Genomic DNA, 22,894 nt, shown 5'->3' with positions numbered 1-22,894 from the left:
CCTGCGCTTGCACGAGGATGGTTTTTTTCATGATGGTCTCCTTTAACGTCCGCGCAGCATGGCGACCAGGGTGCGCGGCACCAGCGCCACCATCAGCAGGTGCACGCCGACAAAACCCGTCAGCAGCGCCATGGCGATGAAGTGGACCCTGCGCGCGCTCTCGTAGCCGCCCAGCAGTTCGCGCAAGATGGGAAACTGCACGGATTTCCACAGCACCAGACCGGACAGCACCAGCACGATGCAGTCCAGCATGACGAACAGGTAGGCGGCGCGCTGCACCATGTTGTAGCGGCGCGGGTCCGCATGGGCCAGCTTGCCCTGCAGCGCGGCGATGAAATCGGCCAGCAGCAGGCGTGGCGAGAGGGGAAAGAACTGGCGCCGCAGCCGTCCCGAGACGATATTGATCAGCAGATACAACAGGCCATTGCCCACCAGCAGCCACATGGCGGCGAAATGCCATTGCAGGGCGCCGCCCAGCCAGCCGCCCAGGGTCAGCGCGCGCGGCAACTCGAAGGGGAAGAATGGCGCCGCGTTGTAGATGCGCCAGCCGCTGGCGGCCAGCACCACCACTGCCACGGCGTTGAGCCAGTGCGTCAGACGCAGCCAGGCGGGGTGGATCACGCTCATTTTCCCGTTCATCACATCACTCCCTTCGCGCACGATGCCGTGCTGACGGCTTGCAGGATGACGCTGCTGTCGGCCCGCTGCACGAAGGCGACGATTTGCAAATTTTCCGGGCGCCAACTGGCGGGCAAGTGCACTTCGCGGCGCAGCCGCGCGTGGCCTTGCGCCAGCGCAACCGGCCCCAGCCACAGACGCACGGCCGCGTCGTGCTGCAGGGTGGCGCCCCGGTTTTCGCCGCGCAGCACGGTCGAGACGATGGCGCTTTCGCTGATGGCCACATACAGCTGGCCGCCGGTGCGCGCGTCCGGCGCGCTGGCATCGGCTTCAATCACTAATTTTCCGCCCGGCGCCGGCGTGGCGGACAGGCCGATGGCGACGGGCGCGGTGGTCGCGTTGATGCGGCCTATGGCGGCCGGCAACTGCGTATCCCAGCCGCGCAACTCCGTGCCACCCACGAAAAACTGCGGCGTATAAGCCACGTGGCGCGGCTGGTGGCGCAGCAGTTCGGCCTGGCGCGCGTCGAATTGCGGTTGCGCCAGCGGGTCCGCCCAGCCGATCTGGTCCCAGTAGGTGACGTGCAGGGCCAGCGGCACGACCAGGCTGGCCGCCCCCGCTTCCTTGCGCAAGGCGTTCAGGCGCTGGTCGGCGGGTGGGCAGCTGGAGCAGCCTTCGCTGCTGTACAGTTCCACCAGCGCCGCCGTCTGCGGACCGCTCTGCACGGCGCAGCGCTGGCCGGCCGCCAGCTGCGCCATGGCAGGAGCCGCCACAGCCGTGCTCAGCATGGGTAAAAGCAGTGTTGCAAAGCGGTGCTTGATGTTCATGGTCTTTCACCGGTATATTAAATTAAGAAACGTGCTTGCCTGTCAATTCGCCGCACCATGGGGATTGGTTACACCCGCCAGCAAATAATTCGATATTTATTTTTTTCAACGCCTGTCACCAAAGGCCTGCATGCAACGAATACCTGTAAGCGAGCAGTTGCACGGCACGGAATTGCGGCTGCATGGCTTGATGCTGCGCGGGCTCGATGGCGATGCGGCGGCGTATCGCAGTTTCTTGCAGGCAAGCAGCAGCCATTTGCGCGCGTTTTTCCGGCGCCGCCTGCAGCGCTGGCCGGACGAGGTGGAGGACCTGGTGCAGGAATGTTTATTAGCCATCCACAACCAGCGCCTGACGTATGACACGGGCGTGCCGCTGACGTCGTGGATCCATGCGATCGCGCGCTACAAGATGATCGACTGGCTGCGCCGGCACGGGCGGCGCGAGGCGCAGCACCAGCCGTATGACGAAGAAGATAGCGCGCAGGAACTGTTTTCCAGCGCCGATGCCGAGGCGGCCGAGGCCAGCCGCGACCTGGGCAAGCTGCTGGCCACCTTGCCGGCGCAGCAGCGCGACGCCATCGTGCATACCAAGCTCGACGGCTGGTCCGTGCGCGACACGGCCGCGGCCATGGCCATTTCGGAAGCCAGCGTCAAAGTGGCCGTGCATCGCGGTTTGAAGGCACTGGCTGCAAACTTGAGGATAAGCGCAACATGAAAACCGACGATCTGATCGCCATGCTGGCCAGCGGCCCCGACGTGGCCGCCGCGCCGCCGCCCGGCACCCGCTGGCGCGCCGCTGGCACTTTGGGTGCCGGCCTGCTGGCCAGCGTGGCCTTGATGGCCATGCTGCTGGGCGTGCGGCCCAAGCTGGACCAGCTGGCCCTGCTGCCTGATTTCTGGATCAAGGTGGGCTTTGTCGTGTGCCTGTGCCTGGCGGCCTGGCATGTCAGCCGCCGCCTGTGCGTGCCGGGCGCCAGCACGCGCGCCCTGCCCCTGCTGCTCGCCCTGCCCCTGCTGCTGATGTGGACCCTGGGCGCCATCATCGTGCAGGAAGCGCCACCCGAGCAGCGCGCCGAACTGTTCTGGGGCGCCACCTGGCGCAGCTGCCCCTTGCTGATCGCCATGCTCTCGCTGCCCATCCTGGCCGCCGTGCTGCGCCTGATGCGCCAGCTGGCGCCCACGCGCCTGCGCCTGGCGGGTGCCGCCGCCGGTTTTGCCGCCGGCGCCATGGCGGCCCTCGTGTATTGCCTGCATTGCCCGGAGCTGGCGGCCAGCTTCGTGGGTTTCTGGTACGTGCTGGGCATGCTGGCGCCGACCGCCATCGGCGCGGCCATCGGGCCAAAGGTGCTGGCCTGGTAAAACCCGGTCCGCCCTGGTCAAAGACCTGAATCCGTTTTCTCCCGTCGTGCGTATAAGTCAGGCAGCCTGCTGTTCCCTTGGACTTGCCTGTCAACGCCAACAAAATCGGGAGAATCGAAATGTCTTTATCACTGTCAAAAACCACCCTGGGCGCCGCCCTCCTGGGTAACCTGTTCTTCACCCTGGCCATCGCGCCAGCGGCCTACGCTTCCAGCCACCGCGAAGCGCCGTTCATCACGCAAAACCCCAAAGTCGACGGCACCGACTTTTATATGTTCCGCAGCTATGAGGCGGGCCGCGGCGCCTACACCACGCTGGTGGCCGACTATATTCCCCTGCAAGACGCCTACGGCGGACCCAACTACTTCGCCATGGACCCGAACGCCTTGTACGAAATCCACATCGACAATAATGGCGACGGCAAGGAAGACCTCACCTTCCAGTTCCGCTTTACCAACACCATCAAGGATGGCCAGTTCACCGTGGGCGGCAAGAAAGTCTCGATTCCGCTCGTCATCAATGGCGGCGCCATCGATTCCGTCAACCCGCCGGGCCTGAACGTGCGCGAAACCTACAGCGTGACGGTGGTGCGTGGCGACCGCCGCACGGGCACGCGCAGCGCCGTGACCAACGCCACGGGCGGCGGCACGACCTTCGACAAGCCCGTCGACTACATCGGCACCAAGTCCATCCCCAACTACGCCGCGTATGCCGCGCAGCACGTCTACACGGTCAACATCCCCGGCTGCGCCACGCCGGCGCGCATGTTCGTCGGCCAGCGCAAGGACCCGTTCGTGGTGAACCTGGGCGAAACCTTCGACTTGATCAACATCAAGGCGCCCGCCACGGAGTTTGCCGCGAATGCGGAATCGGCTGCCAGGGATGACCTGGCACGCAAAAACGTCACGGCCATCGAAATGGAAGTGCCGACCGCCTGCCTGACGGCCGGCAACGACCCCGTCATCGGCGGCTGGACCACGGCCAGCCTGCGCCAGGGACGTCTGCTGAACCCGGCACCGGGCAGCACCGCGGCGTCGAAGGAAGGCGGCGCGTGGGTGCAAGTGTCGCGCCTGGGCATGCCGCTGGTGAATGAACTGGTCATCGGCCTGAAGGACAAGGACCGCTTCAACGCCAGCAAGCCGTCCGGCGACGCGCAGTTTGCCGACTACGTCACCAACCCGACGGCGCCGGCGCTGGTGGAAGTACTGTTCGGCTCGGCAGGCGCCAAGGCGCCCACCAACTTCCCCCGCAACGACCTGGTGGCTACCTTCCTCACGGGCATCAAGGGCGTGAACCAGCCAGTGACGGTCGTCGCCTCTGAAATGCTGCGCCTGAATACCTCCATCGCCCCCACCGCCGTGGGATCGCAAAAGCGCCTGGGCGTGATCGATGGCGATAACGCGGGCTTTCCGAACGGCCGCCGCCCCGGCGACGATGTGGTCGACGTGGTGCTGCGCGTGGCCATGGGCAAGCTGTGCACCTTGAACATCGGCTGCGCCCCGGCCGACGCGCCCGCTGGCGCCCTGCACTTCACGGACGGCGCCTTCCTCGATGAAACCTACTTCACGGCGGGTTTCCCTTACCTGAAAACCCCCGTGGCCGGTTCGCCACAGCAGTAACCAGGAGAACGCGATGAAAAAGCTCTATCTGATCGGCGCCCTGGCGCTCGCGGCCCTGCTGGCCGGCTGCGGTGGCGGCAGCCACGACGGCGATAACGGCAACGGCGGCACCACGCCGCCCCCCGTGGTCTTGCTCGATGCGTTTTATGTGGCCGTCAGCAACGTCATTCTGACCACCAGCGATGACAAGGATGGCGTGGCCATCGACGCCATCATGGCGACGTCGCCGGAAGACACGGAACCGGTGCCGCTTTAAGGCCCTTGCGGGCGCCGGGGAGTCCGCTCTCCGGCGCCCACATCAATGACTGTTGATGGCATCCATGATGAAAACACTGATCCCCCTGCTGTGCGCCTGCCTGCCCCTGCTGGCCCTGGCCGCCCCCTACACGCCGAAAGACGGCGGCGCCGTCATCGAACAGCTGCCGCGCCGCGCCGACGCCACGCAGAGCGAGCTGCGCGGCCTGCGCCAGCAATTGAATGCCGCGCCGCAAGACCTGGCGCTGGCAACCGGCCTGGCGCAGCGCTACATCGCCCTGGCGCGCAGCGAAACGGACCCGCGCTACCTGGGCTACGCGCAGGCGGCCTTGGCGCCTTGGTGGCGGCAGGCGGCGCCGCCCCTGCCCGTGCGCCTGCTGCGCGCCACCATATTGCAAAGCACCCACCAGTTCGGTCCAGCCCTGCAAGACCTCGATGCCGTCATCGCGCAGCAGCCGCACAACGCCCAGGCCTGGCTGACGCGCGCCACCGTGCTCACCGTACAGGGCGATTACCCGCAAGCCACGGCGGCCTGCGCCCGGCTGTCGGCGCTCACCACGCAGCTGGTCACCGTCACCTGTATTGCGAATATCGCCAGCGTCACGGGCCGCGCCGCCGCCAGCGAGCGTTTGCTGGACCTGACTTTGCAAAGGAGTGCCGGCACGGCGCCCGAGCTGGAAAGCTGGGCCGCCACCCTGCTGGCGGAAATGGCCACGCGGCGCGGCGAGAGCACGCTGGCCGAAGCGCGCTACAAGACGGCGCTGGCGCGGCAGCCGCGCGACAGCTACCTGCTGGGCGCCTACTCGGATTTCCTGCTCGACCGGCAGCGCCCGCAGGACGTCGTCAAGTTATTGCAAGACCAGCAGCGCATCGACGCCCTGCTGCTGCGCTACGCGCTGGCGCTACAATCGCTGCCCGACCGGCAGACGGCCTTCCAGGCGGCCAAAGCGGAACTGTCGGCCCGTTTTACCGCCGCCATGCAGCGCGGCGACACCGTGCACCAGCGCGAACAAGCGCGTTTCGCCCTGTTCTTGCAACAGGATGCGCCGGCGGCCCTGCGACTGGCGCAGCAGAACTGGGCCATCCAGAAGGAAGTGCCCGACATGCGCATCGTGCTCGAAGCGGCCCTGGCCGCCCGCAATGACGGGGCCGCGCAAGCGGTGCTGGCCTGGATCGCTGCGAATGGCGTGGAAGACGCGGCCCTGCAGCGGCTGGCCAGGCAGCTGGGGCCGCAGGGTGGGCAAAAAGTCGGTTTTATCAAGAAAGCGGGGGTACTGTGATGTGTGCTGTAAAGCGCTGCCTGTTCATCCTGCTGCTGTGCGCCTGGCTGGCCCCCGCGCAAGCCCACAAACCCAGCGACAGTTATCTGAGCTTGACAATTCACGGCCAGCGGATCGAAGGCCAATGGGATATCGCCCTGCGCGACCTCGATTTCGCCATCGGCCTCGATGGCAATGGCGACGGCGCGCTGACCTGGGATGAAATCCGCGCGCGCCACGCGGCCATTGCCGCCTACGCGCTGCGGCGCCTGCAGGTGGCCGGCGACCAGGGCACCTGCCCCTTGCAAGCCGTCGAACAGCTGATCGACCATCACACGGACGGCGCCTACAGCGTGCTGCGCTTCCAGGCCACTTGCCCGGGCGGCACGCTGGCGAATTTACACATCGGCTACACCCTGTTCGCCGACCTCGACCCGCAGCACAAGGGGCTGCTCAAGATTAACAGCGACGGCACCACGCAAACGGCCATCTTCGACCCGGACAGCCCGCGCCAGACCATCTCCCTGGCCGCGCCCGAGCGCCTGGCGCAGTTCGGCGCCTACGTCAAACACGGCATCTGGCATATCTGGATCGGCTACGACCATATCCTGTTTTTGCTGTCGCTGCTGCTGCCGGCCGTGCTGCTGCCCGGCTTGCGCGAGCAGCAGCAGGGTCTGAAGGCGGCCTTCCTTGACGTGCTGAAAGTCGTCACGGCGTTCACGCTCGCCCATTCCATCACCCTGAGCCTGGCCAGCCTGTCCGTGGTGTCGCTGCCCTCGCGCTGGGTGGAGTCGGCCATCGCCGCCTCCGTGATCCTGGCCGCGCTGAACAACCTGCTGCCCCTGTTCCGGGGCAAGCGCCCCGTGGCCGCCTTCGCCTTCGGCCTGATCCACGGTTTCGGCTTTGCCAGCGTGCTGCGCGACCTGGGCTTGCCGCAAGGTTCATTGCTGGCCAGCCTGCTGGGCTTCAACGTCGGCGTGGAAATCGGCCAGCTGGCCATCGTCGCCGCCTTTTTACCCGTCGCCTGGCTGCTGCGCAAGACCTGGCTGTACCGGCAGGTGCTGACCGTGGGATCGCTGGCGATTGCCGTGGTGGCGTGCGTGTGGCTGGTGGAACGGATAGCCGACATCAAGCTGATCAGCACGTGATCGCGCCCGATTCATTAGCGCAGCTAATAAGACCATGCCGATTACAATGGCTTATAAACGGGTGGATGGTGCCTTAGAGTAGCTCCTGTCAGTTACCGAAGGAGCTAGTCATGCACCACGTCACCGTGAACAACGACATCAGCATGCCCGTCGCCGGCTACGGCGTCTTCCAGATCCGCGATCCGGCCGAATGCGAACGCAGCGTGATCGACGCCATCGGCACCGGCTACCGCCTGATCGACACGGCGGCATCCTATTTGAACGAGGCGGCCGTCGGCCAGGGCATCAAGCATGGCGGCGTGGCGCGTGAACAGCTGTTCGTCACCAGCAAGCTGTGGGTGCAGGACACGGGCTACGAGCGCACGCGCGACGCCATCGAGCAATCGCTGCGGCGCTTGCGGCTCGACTATCTGGAGCTGTTACTCATCCAGCAGCCATTCGGCGACGTGCACGGTTCCTGGCACGCCATGCAGGATGCGTATCGCAGCGGCAAGCTGCGCGCCATCGGCGTGAGCAATTTCCAGCCCGACCGGCTGATGGACATCATCGCCTTCAACGACATCGCCCGCCGTCAACCAGATCGAAGTGAACCCTTTCCACCAGCAGGCGGACAGCGTGGCCTTCATGCTCGAGCACGGCGTGCAGCCGCAAGCGTGGGCGCCGTTTGCCGAAGGCCGCAACCAGTTGTTCACGAATGAGTTGCTACTGGGCATCGCTGCCAGACACGGCAAGTCCGTGGGCCAAATCGTCCTGCGCTGGCTGACGCAGCGGGGCGTGGCCGTACTGGCCAAGACCGTGCGCTGCGAACGCATGGCGGAAAACCTGGCCATCTTTGACTTTGAAAGGTTTGATCCATGACAAACGAACACGATACAGCCACGGGCCGCCCCGGTTTCCTGCTGGCGGCGGGCAGCCTGGCAGCCACGCCATTGATCAGTTTGGCGCAGAACCAGGCCGTCGCACCGGCTCCAGCAACGCTGCCGGGCCGCCGCAAGCTGGGCACCCTGGCCGTATCCAGCCTGGGCCTGGGCGTGCAAAACATGAACCGCAGCTTCCAGACGACGATACCCAGCCGTCCCGAAATGCGGCCTACGAACGGGGCGTCACCTTGTTTGACGCGGCCGAGGCCTACGGCACGCACGAGGTGGAACGCATCCTCGGTGAAGGCGTGGCGCCGTTCCGCAACGACATCGTCATGGCCACCAAGTTCGGCTGGAACATCGACCAACAGACGGGCGAGCGCCGCCCCGGCACCAACAGCCGCCCCGATCACATCAAGCTGGTCGTCGACGGCATGCTGAAGCGCCTGCGCACGGACCGCGTGGACCAGCAAGTGCCCATCGAAGACGTGGCCGGCGCCGTGCAGGACCTCATGCGCGAAGGCAAAGTGCTGCACTGGGGCCTGTCCGAGATGGGTTTGAACACCGTGCGGCACGCCCATGCGGCCCTGCCCGTTTCCGCAGTGCAAAGCGAATATTCGATGCTGTGGCGCGGGCCGGAAGACGGCGTGCTGGCCGTGTGCGAAGAGCTGGGCATCGGCTTCGTGCCGTGGAGCCCGCTGGGCGTGGGCTTCCTGGCGGGCTCCATCGACGCGAAAACCCGTTTTGCCGACGGCGACATCCGCCAGGTCGAATCGCGCTTTGCACCGGAAAACCTGCCGCACAACCTGGCGCTGGTGACATTGGCAAAAAACTGGGCGGCGCGCAAGCAGGCGACACCGGCCCGTATCGCCCTGGCCTGGCTGCTGGCCCAGCGGCCATGGATCGTGCCCATTCCCGGCACCACGCAGATGGCGCACCTGGAAGACAACCTGGGCGCGGCTGGCGTGCGTTTTACCCCGGCGGAACTGGCCAAGCTGAATCAGTCCGTGGCGGCCATCCGTGTACAAGGAACAAGACTGCCTGATGCCGTGCTGGCGCATTCTCGGCTGGAGGCGACGGTGAAGCGTTAAACGGCAATACGCCAGCGTGGAAGCAGTCGTTTTTCCGCTATCCATCATGTACAAGCCGTCAAAGAGTGGCAAATCACTGCTACACTGAACACATGCTCAAACGATCTACGCTACTGCTGCTACTGTCAATCGCTTGCTTGGCGGCATGCTCCGAAACCTTGGATGACATCAGCAATGACCGCACGTACAGCAAATACATCGGCTTGCGTTACGAGGTGAGCGATAAACTTGATGCTTATGGCATCAGGAATCATTCCAAGGCCCCGATCAAATACATCACGCTGATGCCACCTCCCGGCATTGGCGGCTTGCAAGTCGCATTTTCCAATGCGATTAGGCCAGGCACCATCATTACAATCAGCAAGGTTTACAAGACAAACCGCCTGTTCGTATCGGACAAAACTTTGTTGGTATCGGTCGGCGACGCTCAACTGCCGGAAAACACACCGATCAGAATCGATCTTTTTCGGGGAAATGAGGGACACGGCAAGCTGCTGCTCAATCCCAAGGTGTACCGCCAACTTCCCTAGCTGTGACGACGTCGGCTGACATCTGCAATGTCAAAGCGGTACTCAGGGAAAACCGATAAACACTTGCGGCACGGCCTGCGTCAGCCACACGCCATTATCCGACACATAAAACACGTGGCCCTGCGCCTGCATGGCGGCCGCAGCCACCGTCAGCACGACGGGCTTGCCGTGGCGCGCGCCCACGGCCACGGCCGTTTCACGGCTGGCAGACAGGTGTACGTGGTTGCGCGCGCCCGGCAGCAGGCCGGCCGCGCGGATCGCCTCGACGAAGCGGCTGGCCGTGCCGTGGTACAGCATGGCGGGCGGCGTGGCCGGCGGCAAAGCGATATCGACAGTGGCCAGCGAGTGCCCCTGGTTGGCGCGGATGCGCAAGCCGTCGTCGCTGATGGCGTAGCGCGTCTTGCTGTCGCGCGCCACCACGTCATCCAATTGTTCACGGGAAAGGCGGCGCCCATGCCGGGCTGCCAGCGCCAGCAGCTGGCCGATATCGGCCCAGCCCTGGGCATCGAGAGCGAGGCCGATTTTTTCCGGAGAGTGGCGCAGGATAAGGGAAAGGAATTTACTGGTTTGTACTAGGTGATCGGTCATGCCCCAGTTTACCGTTGTCAGAACGCATAAGACAAGGTCAAACGCGCGGAACGCGGTTCCACCGGATGAAAATGCCGGTCGCTCACCCCGTCCGCCCCCTCGCCTGGCAAGCGCGACGCATAGTAGTAATCGATATCGCTGGCGCGTTTATTGAACAGGTTGAACACGTCGAGCGACAGCCGCGTCCTGCGGTTGAGCTGGTACGCGAGGCGCGCATATGCCAGCGTGGTCGAGGCGGAGCGCACGCTATTGTCCTCGATCAAGGACCGAGGGCCGAAATAGCGCAGCTGCAAGGCGCCCGACCACGGGCCCCGATCCGTCACCGTCACGCCGAACGAGGCTACCTTGTCAATCGAGCCGGGAATGAAGTTGCCGGCCGGATCATTTTGCGTGTAGCGCGAGCGCGAGGCGGCCAGGTCCAGGTCGAACAGCAGCCACGGCGCGGCAACATAATGGTTGTTCCATTCGATGCCATGGCGGCGGCTGGCGCGGCTGGGCTGCGTTTCGCCCGCGTCGCCGACGAACAGCAGTTCGGACGCGACGTCGAGCCGCCACAGGGCCAGCGAGCTTTGCAGGCCTGGCAGCCATTCCGTGCGCGCGCCCAGTTCCATGCCCCTGGTCGGCACCAGGGGCGTGACGGGAGCCGAAGGCGTGCCATCGGGCAAGCGCGTCTGCGTCGTGCCGCGCGCATCGTTGCTATGGAAACCCTTGCCGTAGTTCACGAAAAACTCCGTCTGACTCCACGGACCGAGGATCAAGGACAGTTTCGGCGACACCACGTGGTCCTGTGCCTTACCGCTGTTGCCGTCGATACTACTTTCCACATTGAAACGGTAGGCGTCGTAGCGCAGGCCCGCCACGGAACGCAGCCACGGCAGCCATTGCGTCGTGTTTTCGCCGTACAGGCCGACGCTGGCCTCGCGCACCCGGTCCTCGCGCACCGTGCTTTGCCGCACTCTGTCCACGGTGTTGTACAGGCCCACGGGCGACAGCCGGTCATAACGGGCCTGCACGCCGAGCTTGTTGCGCAGGGAAAGACCGAACAGCTGCGTATTCCAGCTTTCGCTGGCGTTGACACCGGCCACCGTGCGCCGCTCGCTTTGCTGGAACTGGTCGCCCGTGGCCGGCTTGGCCAGGAAATAGGTGAAATCGCTGTTGAGTTCCAGCTGCGAGCCGATCACGTACGCATCGAACTCGAACAAACGGTTTTCCGTACGCTGGCGCATCGCATACGACAGGCTGGCGCGCGACGTATCGCCGCCGTCGCTGGGCGCCAGACTGCCGAAACGGCCGATCTGGCCGGACTCCACGGCGCGCAGCGGTACCTGGTCGGTGGCGTTCCAGCTGTTCTGGTAGGCCATGGCCGTCACGCTGTATCCATTGTCCGTCGTGCCCTGGCTGTAGCGCAGCACGCCGCTGACCTTGCGCACGCGCTCCGGCACGTCCCACGGGCCGTTGTTGCGGTTCACTTCCAGGCCGTACAGCAAGGTGCCCTGCCCGGCAGCGACCGAATCGGCCACGACGGCGCGCACATAGCCGTGCTGGCCGACAGACACGCTGGCCTGGCCTTGCGGCAATCTGTCGGCCAGGCGGATGCGCGCCGCGCCCGCCGAGGCGAAATCGCCTTCGCCGGCGAAATACGGCCCCTTCTTGTAGTCGATGCGCTGCACCAGTTCGGGAATGAGGAAATTGAGGTCGGCATAGCCTTGCCCGTGCGCGTGCGTGCGCATGTTGACGGGCATGCCGTCCACATAGGTGGCGAAATCCGTGCCATGGTCGAGGTTAAAGCCGCGCAAGAAATACTGGTTGGCCTTGCCGTCGCCGCTGTGCTGGGTGACGATCAGCCCCGGCACGAATTCCAGCAACTCGCCCGTGCGCAAGGCGGGCCGGTTGACAATCAGCTCGTTGGTGATGACGCCCTGGCTGGCCGCGTCCGAAGTGCCGACGGCATTGTCATAATGGCCCGTCACGCGCACGGTGCGCGACGCATCCGTGGACGATGCGGCCTCCGGCGCAGCCGCCTTGCCGGCGCCGGCCAGCAGCAACAAGGCACAAGCTGCCATCTGTTTGCGTTTTATCAATGGCATGGCGTCTCCCCTTTTTATGATGTCAGTACAGGCTCCTACGGGATATATACGCGGCAGGCTGGCTGCCTGGATTCAGTTTTTTTTCAAGGAGCGTCCGTGGACCTGAGCGACAGCGCTGGCAAGGCGAGCAAAACCGTCACGGCGGCCGTGCGCAAGCGCGACGTGCTGCCGTATATCCTGCTGTTCATCCTGCTGGCCGGGATTCTTGCCGTGCTGGCGGGCGCCCTGCTGCCGCCGTACTATCATGCCGTACCGGCCCTGCTGTGGAGCCTGGGCTTTTGCGTCAGCGGCATGCTGCTGGGCTTTCTGTTCGGCATACCGCGCAGCCTGCCATCGGGCACCGTCAACGCCGCGCCGCCCGACGAGCGTGCCAATGGCAAGGGCCGCCCCACGGACGAACCGCCCGCAGCCGGAGCCGAGGCGGCGGCCGGCAACCCCAGCAATACATTGTTCCTGGGCACGCCGACGCCCATGGAAATCAATTCCAACCTGGTGGAAGTGTCGGACTGGCTGACGAAAATCATCGTGGGCGTGGGTTTGATCGAGCTCAAAAGCCTGCCCGGCAGCGCGCGCAGCATGGCCGCCTTCATCGCACCCAGCCTGGCCACGGACACGCCCACGGCGATGGCGATGGTGGGCGGCATCATGCTGTTCTTTTCCGTGCATGGTTTCCTGATCGGCTACCTGCTCACGCGCATTTACCTGTCCATCATGATCAAGCGCGCCGACAGCCTCGTCAAAAATGAGTCGGTGCGCCTGGAAAGCGGCAAGGAAATCGAAGTGACGGAGCTGAGCCGTCTGCAACAAAAGTCGCTCGACGACATGCAGGAAGCCATCACGCAGCTGTTGCTTGCCCATCCGCCCGATGGCGGCGCCGCCGCCACGACCCTGGCCGGCGTGCCGACGGCGCAAAAGCCGTCCAGCCTGGTGCTGTGGCTGGACGACCATCCGCGCAACAATACTTTGCTGGTGGAACAGCTGGAACGGGAAAACATCAAGGTGGACCAGGCCGTGTCGACGCGCCAGGCGCTGACCATGCTGCAACAGAAACACTACGCGCTGTTCATCACGGACATGGCCAGGGTGGAAAACGGCCGCAGGATCAAGGATGCGGGCGTGCGCACGGTGCGCGAGGTTCGGCAAGTGCAGCCGGAGCTGCCCATCATCGTGTATTGCAGCAAGGATACGATCGCCAGCTACAGCACGGAAGCGCAGGCGGCCGGTGCCCGCGTCATTACCACCTCGGGCACCAGCCTGCTGGCCAACGTCAACAAGCTCATACAAGAGCAACGCGGAAATGAGGCTCAGCCGCCGTCGCAGGCGTAGCTGCCCACGTAATGGAGCGAACTGCGCTGCGGGTGCGCCAGCTGATTCGGCGCAAACACGCACACGCAAGTATCGGCCAGCAATTTCTTCCCATCCGCGTCCGCGCACGCCAGCGCCAGCCAGCTGTCGCCATACGACACGCCGTCGAGCAACTGCGCCAGCGGCGCGGGCGACGGCAACAGCGCACTCTCGACGCAAGCTGGCTCGTACTGCGTGAGGCCCGTTTCCAGGAAGAATGGCGACGGCAGTTCATCGCCATCTTCCGTGTACGTGGGCGCCAGATAGGCCTGCAGCGCTTCCCAACTGGCGAAGCGGCCGCTGCAGGTGAAGACGTGGACCATGGGCACGCTGTCGGACACGCTTACAGTTTCTCCATCTTTTGCCGCACGGCCGGCGCCGTCGAGGCCGTCGGCGCCAGTTCCAGATAGGTTTTGTACGCGGCCTTGGCCTTGGCGGCATCGCCGGCCTTGGCATACGCGTCGCCCAGATTCAGGTAGGCGATGGCGCGCGACGGGTCCATCCTGACCGTGTTTTCAAACCAGCGGGCCGCTTCGCGGTATTTTTCCTGCTTGTAGAAGACAAAGCCCAGGTTGTTGGCCGCCAGCGCGAAGTCGGGACGCAATTTCAGCGCTTCCGTAAATTGCGCTTCCGCCGCCGCATACTGTTTCTCCTTGTACAGCTGCAAGCCGCGGTCGTTGGCGCGCTGCGCCAGCTGGCGCGTGGAGGTCGGTACGGCGCCTGGCGTGACGATCTTCTGTTCGCCGCCCTGCAAATCCTTCACCGTCACGCTGGCCGTCGCCGGCTTGGCGTCGAGCTTGCTGTTCAGGGCGATGGCTTCCGTCGACAGCTGCGTCGTGTTCGGGCTGAGGAATTCCGTCTCGCCCGGCAATTCGAAGACGAAATCGCCCCCTTCCGATCCCGGCAAGCTGCCGAACGCGGGCGTCTGGTTCGAGACGCTGGACACGGCCGGCGCCACGTAGGCGGCCAGTTCCGTGGCCGTGATCAGGCCGTCGCCGTTCAGGTCGCCCTTGCCCGCCAGGCCTTGCAGCAGGGTCCACGTAAACACGGAGTGGCCGTTCGGTCCGCCGTCGGCCACCAGCTGGTCGCCGCCGCCGGCCGTCAGCATTTGCCGGCCGATCCGCTTGGCATTGTCGCGCAGGAAAGAGCTGGAACCGGCGCCGCGGGTCAGGCCCAGGCCGCTGTAGCAGGCATCCATGACGAAGAACGCGTGCTTGGCCGTCAGACTTTCCGCGATATTCTGGATTTCCGTCATCGGAATCGCATCCGTGGCAAATTGCGCCGGATCGGAATCGACGGGCACGATGTAGCCGAGGTCGCGCCCGGAGCTGAGCTTGCGCGTGGCACCGTGACCGGCGAAGAAGACGAAGATGCGGTCATTCTTTTGCACGCCGCCGTGGGCCAGCTTGTCGTGGAAGGCGGCCAGGATATTGTTACGCGTCGCTTCGCCATTCTTCAGGGTCACGACGCGCTCGGGCGCAAACGCGAATTTTTCGATCAGCGTTTCGCGGATGCCTTGCGCATCGCGCACCGCATATTGCAGTTTCGGCCACTTGGCGTAGTCGTCGATGCCGATCACCACGGCCCAGGAATTGGCGTAGCCCGTGGTGACGGGCACTTTTTCCGGCGCGGGCGCCGTGCTTTTTGCCACCTGGAAGCTGGTGCCATCCCAGCCTGCGAATTGATAGCCTTCGGCGATCAGCTTATCCAGCACGGCCGGCAAGGCTTTCACCGTGCGCTCGTGGATGTCGTGGAACAGGACGATGCCGCGCCCCGCCTTGTCGACGGAGGCCAGCACGCGGTTCGTGATCGAGCTGGGCACAGGGTCGGCCCAGTCCAGCGAATCGATATTCCACATCACGGATTTCAAATGCGCATCGGCCAGCGCGGCCATGCCTTCGCTGTTGCGCGCGCCATACGGAAAGCGGAACAACGCGGCCCGCTCGGGGCTGATGGCTTTGAGTAAAGTGTCGGTGCCAAGGATTTCGCCTTTCAGCTTGTCGCCCGTCTGTTTCGACAATTGTGCGTGGCTGAAACTGTGGTTGCCCACGGCATAGCCTTCCTTCATCAGCTTGCGGCTCACTTCCGCGCCCGCACCCAGCTTGGCGTGGCCTTCCGCATCGAGCGAACCCAGGTTGCGGCCCACGTTGAAGAACACGGCCGGCACGCCATACTGTTTCAGGATGGCACTGATCTCTTCCGTGTAGCGGCGGTGCGGGCCGTCGTCGAAGGTCAGCACGATGGTTTTCTTCGGCAAGCCCAGGCCGAAGATTTCCGCCTCGTCCTTCTTCGGCGCCGGCTTGGCCTCTGGTACGGAACCGGCCGGAGGAACAGCATACGGCACGACGATGCCGTTTTCCTTCAGAATCTGTTCGCGGCTGTACAGCTTTTTCAGCTGCGCCACGTAATCGTCCCAGCGCTCGCGCTTGAGTTCGATGGAACGCTGGCCCAGGTTACCGAAGATTTGCCGGATTTCTTTCTCGTAATTGCGCTCGATCTCGCCCAGCGCATCGAGGTCTTCGGAAATGCGCTTGTGCAGCTTGATCGCAGGCAGGGACGAATCCTTGGCCACGTCGGCCAGCATGCTTTGCAGCAGTTCGCGGAAAGCCAGGCGGTCCGCGTCGTACAGGCCGGGGTCCGATTCGATATACGTGAGCAGGCTGTCGAGCGCCTCGAAGCGGCCCGGATTCGTGGGTGCCGTCAATTGATCGAGCGCAAGATCGAGCTTGGCGATGCGTTCCTGGTTTTCATGGAACAGGGCCTGCCCCACCTTACGGGCTTCGTCGCGCGCGCCTTCGGGCAAGCTTTGCTCGTCGGCCAGCAGCACGATGATCTTGCGGAAATTGCCCAGCAAATCGCGGAACTGGCTGGCCACGGCGGCCGTATCGACAGCGGATTGGGGCGCGGCGGCCGGGCTGCCCGAAGCCGGGGCGCCCGGCGTGGCGGTGGCGGCCGGACGAGTGTAAGTGTAAATGCCGGCCCCAGCGGCGAGAGCCACGACGACGGTGGCGGCGATCTTGATCGGCTTGGAAGTCACAGGCTTATTTTTCCCTTCAACTACGGAGTAAGGCGGCGCACGTGCGCCGACAGTTTCTTATTCCGTAATTGTAGAGCACGCCTGGCAATATGGGCCGTACGATTATTGCCAGGCAGCCAAGGGATCACAGCGGGTTCGGATCGAAATGCTTGCGCAAGCCTTGCCAGCACTCGAAATAGTCGCTCTGCAGCAAGCCACCGTCCAGCGCGAACGGCGTGGGCTTGAGGATGGTGCGCGTCTCGAACATGAAGGCCATGGTGTCGGCCACCTTCGCGGGCGCGGACGTGTCGCTGTGCGATGCCTTCTCGAACGTTTGCGCATCGGGGCCGTGGCCGGACATGCAGTTGTGCAGGCTGGCGCCGCCCGGCACGAAGCCGGCCGCCTTGGCGTCGTACACGCCGTGGATCAGCCCCATGAATTCGCTGGCCACGTTGCGGTGGAACCACGGCGGCCGGAACGTGTGCTCGGCGGCCAGCCAGCGCGGCGGGAAGATGGCGAAGTCGATGGCGCCGAACAGGGGATTTTCGCTCGGTGCCTGCAGCACCAGGAAGATCGACGGGTCGGGATGGTCGTAGCTGATCGAGCCGATGACATTGAAGCGGCGCAAGTCGTATTTATACGGCGCGTAATTGCCATGCCAGGCCACCACGTCCAGCGGTGAATGGTCGAGCGTCGTGCGCCACAGGTGGCCGCCGAACTTGGCCAGCAGTTCGCACTCGCCGTCGATATCCTCGTAGGCCGCGTGCGGCGTGAGGAAGTCGCGGCTGTTGGCCAGGCCATTCGAGCCGATGGGCCCCATGTCGGGCAAACGGAACGCCGTGCCGAAGTTTTCGCACACATAGCCGCGCGCCGCGCCATCGGGCAAGGTCACGCGGAAGCGCACGCCGCGCGGGATCACGGCGATCTCCTGCGGTTCCAGCTCGATCAAGCCCAGTTCCGTGGCGATCGCCAGCCGGCCTTCCTGCGGCACGACCAGCAATTCGCCGTCGGCCGAGTAAAAGAAGCGCTGCATGGAGCGGTTGGCCGCATACACGTGGATGGCGCAGCCGCTCATCGCTTCGGCGCTGCCGTTACCTGCCATCGTTTGCCAGCCGTCGATGAAGTCGACCGGCGTACTGCTGTCGGGCAGCGGCAGCGGGTCCCAGCGCAACTGGTTCGGCGGCGTGGGGGGCATGGCGTGAAAATCGCTGACGATGCGGGTATTTTGCAGCAAGGTAAACGGCGGATGCTGGCTGGCGGGACGGATGCGGTACAGCCACGAGCGCCGGTTCTGCGCGCGCGGCGCCGTGAAGGCCGTGCCAGATAGTTGTTCCGAATACAGGCCCAGGGGCGCTTGCTGCGGCGAATTCTGCCCCTGCGGCAAGGCGCCGGCGATGGCTTCCGTGGCAAATTCGTTGCCGAAGCCGCTTTGGTAGCCGGCGCCCGTCATGCGTTCTCCGCCAGGCCGTCTGCCGCGTCGCGCAGCAAGCCCTGCACCACGTCGGCCTGGCCGATGGCGCCCATGGCCAGCAAGGCGAAGCGGGCCAGGAACAGCGGCGAGCGCTGTTCCCCCAAGCCGCCCATGGTGTGGCACAGCTCCGTATATAGATTATCGAGTTCGATGTCGGTCATGTTGTCTCCTTAATAACTTTTAATGACCCGCTGCGCAAAGTACTGGGGGCAGACCCGCCGGGTCTGACCCCGGCTTTTGCCAGCGCTTCAAGCACCTGCCCCACCCTCACCTCGCGCCAGCGCCCCAGCACGTGCCCATCCGGGCGCACGAGGTAAAACGTGCCGGGCTGCGCGTCAAACAGCGAGAATACCTGCGCCGTGTGGTCCCTGGCGCACTCTTGTGCCCCGCTGCGGCTGATCGCCACGGTGCTCAACGGCAAGCTGTCGCCCAGCGCCAGCAGTCCGGCAGGCACGCAGCCATCTTCGCTGAAATACAGGCCCGTGAAATGGCCGTCGTCGCGCTTCACCAGATCGGTAATATACCCCGCTTTTTGCCCGCCGTTGTGCGGCAGCGCCAGCGGGCATTCGGGCAAGACCGTGCCCGGCGCGGGGCCGGCGGAAAACCCGTCCGTGTCCGGCGCATTCAGGGGCGACTGCGCATACGCGATGGCGCTGGTCTGGCGCGGGTTGATCAGCGAGCGCACGTGCGCATGCTTGCCCGCCAGCCCCAGCACGGCCGTGCGCATCAGCTCGAAGGCGAACGTGGGCGGCGCCATGAATTCCGTGCTTTTGGTGCCGTGGCGCAGGTTTTCACGGGCGGCGTACACGCGCTCGTCCGAATAGCTGTCCAGCAAGGCCTGCGGTGCCTGGCCCTTGACCACATACGCGAGTTTCCAGGCCAGATTGTCCGCGTCGTCGATGCCGGAATTGGCGCCGCGCACGCCGAAGATGGGCACCAGGTGGGCCGCATCGCCCGCGAACAGCACGGCGCCGTGCCGGTATTTTTCCAGTGTCAAGGCGTTGGCCTTGTAGATGGTGATCCACACGGGATGCCATGGCGCTGTTTCTCCCATCATGGCCAGCAGGCTGTCCACGCGGGGCGCCACGTTTTCCAGCAGCACGGCCGCCTGCGCATCCTCGTCGTCGCGCAATTGATAGTCGATGCGCCAGATATCGTCGGGCTGCTTGTGCACCAGCACGGTCGAGCCGGGATTCGATGGCGGGTCGAAATACGCGAGGCGCTCCGTGGGGCGCTCGCTTTTCAGGTGGATATCGACGATCACATAGCGCCCTTCATAGCTGGTGCCTTGCAATTTGAGGCCCAGCGCCTCGCGCACGGCGCTGCGCCCGCCATCGGCCGCCACCAGCCAGTCCGTGTCGATCTGGTAGGTTGCATCGGGCGTGGCCACGGTGACCGTGGCGCCGTCGGCGCGCTGCTGCACGCCGGTCACCCGCGTTTGCCAGCGGATATCGATCAGCTCGCTCTGGCATTCGGCCGCATCGAGCAGGAATTGCTCGATATGGTATTGCGCCAGGTTGACCATCGGTGGCAATTTCTGCTGCGCGTCTTGCGGCATCGTAAAGTGCAGCACTTCCTCGGCGCGGTAAAAGCTGCGGCCGCCCGCCCACGGCAAGCCTTTGCTGATAAAGCCGTCGAGCGCACCCAGGCGGTCGATGATTTCCAGGCTGCGCCGCGAGATGCAGATGGCGCGACTGCCCGTGCAGACGCCGTCGTCCGCCTCGATCAGCACCGAGCGCACGCCGTGGCGCGCCAGGCCCAGGGCCGTGGCCAGCCCCACGGGGCCGCCGCCGACGATCAGCACGGGGACGTGCTCGATGCCCGCACCGGCCGGTTTTCCGGGCGGATACACCTTCGGCACATGGGGATAAGGATGGAATGTATCGCTCATGATGGGTTCCTCTTCAAGAATGTGTTTTACCGCCGCGCGCGATGGGCAGGGTCAGCACGATGGCCGCACCCGCCACCAGCAGCACGCTGGCGTACAGCAAGCCCGTGGCAAAGCTGTGCGTGAAATCCTTCAGCCAGCCCACCACGACGGGGTTCAGGGCCGAGCCGATATTGCCCGTGGCATTGATGACGGCGATGCCGATGGCGCGCGCGCCCAGGCTCAGGGCCCGGTCCGGCGTGGTCCAGAAGACGGACATGGCGGTATACGCGCCCGTCGAGGCCATGCACACGCCCAGCAACTGCAGGACGGGATTGCCAGAATAGGCCGTGAAGAGCCAGCCAGCGGCCGACAGCAGCATGGGCCAGACGATATGCCAGCGGCGCTCCTGCAGCCGGTCCGAGCGACGGCCCCACAGGACCATGCCGATCACGGTGCACACTTGCGGAATAGCCGCCAGCAGACCGATTTGCGTATTGCTGGCGCCGCTATTGAAACTTTTCACGATCAAGGGCGTCCACACGGCCACCATCGCCAGGGTGTTGACCAGGCAAAAATAGGCGAGACCGAATTTCAGCACGGTGGGCGAGCACATTTCCGCCAGCACCGAGACTTTTTGCCGGGGCGCATCAGGCTTGTGCTCGGCCGCCAGCATGCGCGCCAGCACCTGCTGTTCCAGCTTGCCCAGCCAGTTCGCCTTGGCGGGCGAATCGTCGAGGTAGCCGTACACGGCCAGGCCCAGCAGCACGGAAGGCATGCCTTCGAGCAAGAACAGCCATTGCCAGCCCTTCAAACCCCAGTGGCCGTCCAGCCCCAGGATCAGGCCGGACAGGGCCGAACCGATGGCGGCCGTGACGGGCATGGCGATCATGAACAGGGCATTGGCGCGTGCCCGGTAGGCGCTGGGAAACCAGTAGGTCAGGTACAGCAGCATGCCGGGCAGGAAGCCCGCCTCCGTCACGCCCACTAAAAAGCGCAACGCATACAGGCTGGCCGGGCCGCTGGCGAACAGGGTCGCCGTCGAGGCCAGGCCCCAGGCGATCATCATGCTGCCTATCCATTTACGGGCGCCGATGCGCGCCAGCACGATGTTGCTGGGGATGCTGCAGGCGATGTAGGCGATGTAAAACAGCGTGGTGGCAAAGCCGAACTGGGTACCGGACAGGCCCAGGTCTTGCATCATGGTCAGGCCGGCGAAGCCGATGTTGATGCGGTCAAGAAAGGAAAACACGAACAGCAGAAACAAAAATCCCAGCAAATGGCGCGATACCTTGCGCATCACCTGCTGTTCCAGTTGATGGGCGGCCGCGTCGAGAACGGGTGCCGGGGTAGCGGGGGTGGCCGCATTGGCGATGGTCATGCTTGTCTCCATAAGGTGTCACTCTCCCCTTGTTGATTTTGTTGGGTGAGAGTTGCCGGATGCTCCGGCTTGCAACACAGTATGCAGACGACTACGCCGATGGCTGTCCCCATTTTGGGGACAGCCATCGGCCAAAAGAACTAGCCGCGTTTCTTGATAGGCACGTTATCGACCTTCTGGTTGCCATAGCTGAAGGAACCGTGGCCGCTCCAGTTATTGTCCGTCACAAAGGTCGCTTCAAACTTGGCCAGGTAGCTGCCGATGGCCGGTGGCGGCACGGACACCAGGTATTCGCCGCTCAGACTGAAGACGCGTGTGGCATTGCCCAGGCCCAGGCCATGCACGGGACCGCTGACGGGACGGATCACCACGCGGCCATGCGGTGGCGCGATCGACTGCGTGATCAGGGCTTCGCCGCTGACGCTGCCGTCGTCGGGATTGTAAAACAGGGCCAGATTCAGGATCGGTGCGCCGGGCAGGCCGAGATTGCCGGCGATCAGATAGACGTGTTCTACTGCATTCAATTCAGTTGAGGACACAATGGACTCCTTTGGGGAATGATTCCTGAGCCATGAAAAGGGAGATCGCGCGCGGCGACAGGCACTGGCTATCAGCCTTGCTGATGGCGGTTCAGCGCATCAACACTCTGCCGCCAGCATAGCCCTTAATTTCGTATCAATATGCTCACATTATTGCCTTGAATTCCAGCAATTTTATGCTGTGCCCGGTATGGCGGATTTGCTAGCACTCAAGCCGCTTGCGGCCCTAGACATAGCGCAAACAATTGACGCTGGCTGGCAATACCCAGGCGTTTATACGCGCGCTTTTGATACGTGATGACACTCGATGGCTGCACACCCATGGTCTCCGCTATTTCGACGGCAGTCAGCCCTTCCAGCACGCCGCGCAGCACGTCGAGTTCGCGCTTGCTCAATTGCGGTCCATGCTGGCACAGCCGGGCCAGCATCATGGGCGAGACGCCTTGCGCGGGCTGGCCATTGACGCTGTAGTGGTGTTTGGCCGCATACGCGAACAGCGGCGAGAGGGTTTCGATGGCGGCGATTTCACCGGGCTGGAACTGGCCCTGGCTGCTGTCGCGGTAAAAATTGACGGACAGCCAGATGTCGCCGGCCGGCTGTACCAGCAGCGACAGCCGGTCCGAGACATTCGGCTTTTGATAGCAGGTGGCGCGATAGCCGGGATGGACGATCTCGTCGCTCGCCTGCTGGTGCAGCACGATGGCGGGGTCCAGCTTCGGCTGACGGGCAGGTGCGATGACGCTCTGATTGCCGTCGAGCGCATAGTAATGGCGCGCGTAGCTGTCCGCGATATCCTGCAAAAAACGCCCGCCGCGCCGGTCGGCCACGGGCACCGTGCGGGGCCGGTTGCCGAATTCATAGGCAAAGATCGTGCACTGGGCGATGGAGGCGGCCGTGCCGGCCGTTTTCAGGATGGCGCCCGCCATGGCATTGACATCCGCATGGCCGATGGCGGCCAGCAGATCGAGGGCGCGCCCCAGATCCAGCTGCCCTTCCGCCTGCCGCCGCTCGACGCGCCAGTAACGCATGCCCGTG

The 22,894-nt window shown here is 64.4% G+C and carries 21 protein-coding genes and 1 pseudogene; 10 read left to right on the top strand and 12 right to left on the bottom strand.

What is annotated here, in order from left to right; translation table 11 throughout:
• Window positions 1-42 precede the first annotated feature (42 nt).
• Together KY494_RS01285 and KY494_RS01280 are read right to left on the bottom strand one after the other, a co-directional pair.
• The gene (locus tag KY494_RS01285) at window positions 43-639 is read right to left on the bottom strand and encodes a cytochrome b/b6 domain-containing protein (RefSeq protein WP_219889568.1); all 597 of its coding nucleotides are present in this window, start codon (window positions 637-639) and stop codon (window positions 43-45) included.
• Complete coding sequence (locus tag KY494_RS01280; RefSeq protein ID WP_258194585.1) at window positions 639-1,445, bottom strand: DUF1223 domain-containing protein; 807 nt, start codon at window positions 1,443-1,445, stop codon at window positions 639-641. The genes KY494_RS01285 and KY494_RS01280 overlap by 1 nt, the downstream gene beginning before the upstream one ends.
• A 130-nt stretch (window positions 1,446-1,575) precedes the next feature.
• Here KY494_RS01280 and KY494_RS01275 point away from each other — a divergent pair, with 130 nt between their 5' ends.
• From KY494_RS01275 to KY494_RS01235, 9 genes and pseudogenes are all read left to right on the top strand, one after another.
• Window positions 1,576-2,160: a sigma-70 family RNA polymerase sigma factor gene (locus KY494_RS01275; RefSeq protein ID WP_219889567.1), complete on the top strand. Its 585-nt coding sequence runs from the start codon at window positions 1,576-1,578 to the stop codon at window positions 2,158-2,160.
• Entirely contained in the window at window positions 2,157-2,804 is a 648-nt protein-coding gene (locus tag KY494_RS01270) for an NrsF family protein (protein WP_219889566.1), read from the top strand. The genes KY494_RS01275 and KY494_RS01270 overlap by 4 nt, the downstream gene beginning before the upstream one ends.
• A 119-nt stretch (window positions 2,805-2,923) precedes the next feature.
• Entirely contained in the window at window positions 2,924-4,423 is a 1,500-nt protein-coding gene (locus KY494_RS01265; RefSeq protein ID WP_219889565.1) for a DUF4331 domain-containing protein, read from the top strand.
• A gap of 13 nt (window positions 4,424-4,436) precedes the next feature.
• Window positions 4,437-4,679, top strand: coding sequence for a hypothetical protein (locus KY494_RS01260; RefSeq protein ID WP_219889564.1), 243 nt, complete (start codon window positions 4,437-4,439; stop codon window positions 4,677-4,679).
• Between the two features lie 64 nt (window positions 4,680-4,743).
• Window positions 4,744-5,958: a hypothetical protein gene (locus KY494_RS01255; RefSeq protein ID WP_219889563.1), complete on the top strand. Its 1,215-nt coding sequence runs from the start codon at window positions 4,744-4,746 to the stop codon at window positions 5,956-5,958.
• On the top strand, window positions 5,958-7,085 hold the full coding sequence (locus KY494_RS01250; protein ID WP_219889562.1) for a HupE/UreJ family protein: 1,128 nt from the start codon (window positions 5,958-5,960) through the stop codon (window positions 7,083-7,085). The genes KY494_RS01255 and KY494_RS01250 overlap by 1 nt, the downstream gene beginning before the upstream one ends.
• 110 nt (window positions 7,086-7,195) lie before the next feature.
• Window positions 7,196-7,937: pseudogene (locus KY494_RS01245) on the top strand (aldo/keto reductase); the annotation flags it as partial.
• 256 nt (window positions 7,938-8,193) lie between these two features.
• Window positions 8,194-9,036, top strand: a complete 843-nt coding sequence (locus KY494_RS01240; protein ID WP_258194582.1) for an aldo/keto reductase — start codon at window positions 8,194-8,196, stop codon at window positions 9,034-9,036.
• Between the two features lie 158 nt (window positions 9,037-9,194).
• Entirely contained in the window at window positions 9,195-9,566 is a 372-nt protein-coding gene (locus KY494_RS01235; protein ID WP_219889560.1) for a hypothetical protein, read from the top strand.
• A gap of 42 nt (window positions 9,567-9,608) precedes the next feature.
• Here KY494_RS01235 and KY494_RS01230 read toward each other — a convergent pair whose 3' ends face one another.
• Entirely contained in the window at window positions 9,609-10,154 is a 546-nt protein-coding gene (locus KY494_RS01230; protein WP_219889559.1) for an RNA 2'-phosphotransferase, read from the bottom strand.
• 17 nt (window positions 10,155-10,171) lie between these two features.
• Window positions 10,172-12,241, bottom strand: a complete 2,070-nt coding sequence (locus KY494_RS01225; protein WP_219889558.1) for a TonB-dependent receptor — start codon at window positions 12,239-12,241, stop codon at window positions 10,172-10,174.
• Window positions 12,242-12,337: 96 nt separating this feature from the next.
• Between KY494_RS01225 and KY494_RS01220 the strand changes: the two genes are divergently transcribed.
• Entirely contained in the window at window positions 12,338-13,567 is a 1,230-nt protein-coding gene (locus KY494_RS01220) for a response regulator (protein ID WP_219889557.1), read from the top strand.
• Here KY494_RS01220 and KY494_RS01215 read toward each other — a convergent pair.
• The 8 genes from KY494_RS01215 to KY494_RS01180 all read right to left on the bottom strand — a co-directional run bounded on the left by KY494_RS01215 (window position 13,546) and on the right by KY494_RS01180 (window position 22,887).
• Window positions 13,546-13,926 (bottom strand): immunity 22 family protein, encoded by a 381-nt coding sequence (locus KY494_RS01215; RefSeq protein ID WP_219889556.1) that lies wholly within the window; start codon window positions 13,924-13,926, stop codon window positions 13,546-13,548. The two genes, KY494_RS01220 and KY494_RS01215, sit on opposite strands and share 22 nt — an antisense overlap.
• A gap of 2 nt (window positions 13,927-13,928) precedes the next feature.
• On the bottom strand, window positions 13,929-16,622 hold the full coding sequence (locus KY494_RS01210; RefSeq protein ID WP_219889555.1) for a polysaccharide deacetylase family protein: 2,694 nt from the start codon (window positions 16,620-16,622) through the stop codon (window positions 13,929-13,931).
• Window positions 16,623-16,746: 124 nt separating this feature from the next.
• Window positions 16,747-18,051, bottom strand: a complete 1,305-nt coding sequence (gene hmgA, locus KY494_RS01205; protein ID WP_219889554.1) for a homogentisate 1,2-dioxygenase — start codon at window positions 18,049-18,051, stop codon at window positions 16,747-16,749.
• On the bottom strand, window positions 18,048-18,233 hold the full coding sequence (locus KY494_RS01200) for a hypothetical protein (RefSeq protein WP_219134274.1): 186 nt from the start codon (window positions 18,231-18,233) through the stop codon (window positions 18,048-18,050). Before KY494_RS01200 ends, hmgA begins: the two co-directional genes overlap by 4 nt.
• Complete coding sequence (locus KY494_RS01195; RefSeq protein ID WP_219889553.1) at window positions 18,230-19,963, bottom strand: FAD-dependent oxidoreductase; 1,734 nt, start codon at window positions 19,961-19,963, stop codon at window positions 18,230-18,232. Before KY494_RS01195 ends, KY494_RS01200 begins: the two co-directional genes overlap by 4 nt.
• 13 nt (window positions 19,964-19,976) lie before the next feature.
• Window positions 19,977-21,320 (bottom strand): MFS transporter, encoded by a 1,344-nt coding sequence (locus KY494_RS01190; protein ID WP_258194580.1) that lies wholly within the window; start codon window positions 21,318-21,320, stop codon window positions 19,977-19,979.
• A 140-nt stretch (window positions 21,321-21,460) separates the two neighbouring features.
• Entirely contained in the window at window positions 21,461-21,859 is a 399-nt protein-coding gene (locus KY494_RS01185; protein WP_219889551.1) for a DUF1842 domain-containing protein, read from the bottom strand.
• Between the two features lie 209 nt (window positions 21,860-22,068).
• Window positions 22,069-22,887: a helix-turn-helix transcriptional regulator gene (locus tag KY494_RS01180; RefSeq protein ID WP_219889550.1), complete on the bottom strand. Its 819-nt coding sequence runs from the start codon at window positions 22,885-22,887 to the stop codon at window positions 22,069-22,071.
• Window positions 22,888-22,894 lie beyond the last annotated feature (7 nt).

Origin of the sequence: Janthinobacterium sp. PAMC25594 (assembly GCF_019443505.1) — a bacterium.
Classification (GTDB): domain Bacteria; phylum Pseudomonadota; class Gammaproteobacteria; order Burkholderiales; family Burkholderiaceae_D; genus Janthinobacterium.
Note: the sequence above shows the minus strand (reverse complement) of the source record. Positions and strands in the feature narration are given on the sequence as shown.

Bases quoted from the DNA above. Each gene is read 5' to 3' on its own strand.
- KY494_RS01285 (WP_219889568.1), bottom strand. From the start codon at position 639: ATGAACGGGAAAATGAGCGTGATCCACCCCGCCTGGCTGCGTCTGACG.
- KY494_RS01280 (WP_258194585.1), bottom strand. From the start codon at position 1,445: ATGAACATCAAGCACCGCTTTGCAACACTGCTTTTACCCATGCTGAGC.
- KY494_RS01275 (WP_219889567.1), top strand. From the start codon at position 1,576: ATGCAACGAATACCTGTAAGCGAGCAGTTGCACGGCACGGAATTGCGG.
- KY494_RS01270 (WP_219889566.1), top strand. From the start codon at position 2,157: ATGAAAACCGACGATCTGATCGCCATGCTGGCCAGCGGCCCCGACGTG.
- KY494_RS01265 (WP_219889565.1), top strand. From the start codon at position 2,924: ATGTCTTTATCACTGTCAAAAACCACCCTGGGCGCCGCCCTCCTGGGT.
- KY494_RS01260 (WP_219889564.1), top strand. From the start codon at position 4,437: ATGAAAAAGCTCTATCTGATCGGCGCCCTGGCGCTCGCGGCCCTGCTG.
- KY494_RS01255 (WP_219889563.1), top strand. From the start codon at position 4,744: ATGATGAAAACACTGATCCCCCTGCTGTGCGCCTGCCTGCCCCTGCTG.
- KY494_RS01250 (WP_219889562.1), top strand. From the start codon at position 5,958: ATGTGTGCTGTAAAGCGCTGCCTGTTCATCCTGCTGCTGTGCGCCTGG.
- KY494_RS01230 (WP_219889559.1), bottom strand. From the start codon at position 10,154: ATGACCGATCACCTAGTACAAACCAGTAAATTCCTTTCCCTTATCCTG.
- KY494_RS01225 (WP_219889558.1), bottom strand. From the start codon at position 12,241: ATGCCATTGATAAAACGCAAACAGATGGCAGCTTGTGCCTTGTTGCTG.
- hmgA (WP_219889554.1), bottom strand. From the start codon at position 18,051: ATGACGGGCGCCGGCTACCAAAGCGGCTTCGGCAACGAATTTGCCACG.
- KY494_RS01200 (WP_219134274.1), bottom strand. From the start codon at position 18,233: ATGACCGACATCGAACTCGATAATCTATATACGGAGCTGTGCCACACC.
- KY494_RS01195 (WP_219889553.1), bottom strand. From the start codon at position 19,963: ATGAGCGATACATTCCATCCTTATCCCCATGTGCCGAAGGTGTATCCG.
- KY494_RS01190 (WP_258194580.1), bottom strand. From the start codon at position 21,320: ATGACCATCGCCAATGCGGCCACCCCCGCTACCCCGGCACCCGTTCTC.
- KY494_RS01180 (WP_219889550.1), bottom strand. From the start codon at position 22,887: ATGCGTTACTGGCGCGTCGAGCGGCGGCAGGCGGAAGGGCAGCTGGAT.